The sequence below is a fragment of the Vibrio sp. 03_296 genome, assembly GCF_002265885.1.
On the sequence record NZ_NPKW01000734.1, the window covers coordinates 1 to 346 of the forward strand.

Annotated in this window: 1 pseudogene; it reads right to left on the reverse strand. The window is 41.2% G+C overall.

The features are described from left to right. Positions 1–329, reverse strand: a pseudogene (locus tag CIK04_RS27495) (tRNA 2-thiocytidine(32) synthetase TtcA); the annotation flags it as partial. Between the last annotated feature and the right edge of the window lie 17 nt (positions 330–346).

Genomic DNA, 346 nt, shown 5'->3' on the forward strand with positions numbered 1-346 from the left:
TCGAGTAAGTATCTTCTTCTACGATCTTATATTCCACACCTAAGCTTTCTAGGTATTCAGGCAGTACATGCGCTGGAAAGCCAGGTTGCTTTTGGTCAAGGTTAACAGCTACAAGAGAAAAGGAGATTGGGGCACTTTTTGTAGCTCATCAAATRATCCAACATGGTAAAGCTGTCTTTACCACCAGACAAACACACCATAATACGGTCACCATCTTCGATCATGTTGAAGTCAGCAATCGCTTGGCCTGTATTACGACGAATACGCTTTTGTAACTTGTTGAAGTTATATTGTTGAGCTTTAGTGCGCTCTTGAATTTGCTCTGTCATCGGCTGTTAGTCTTAAA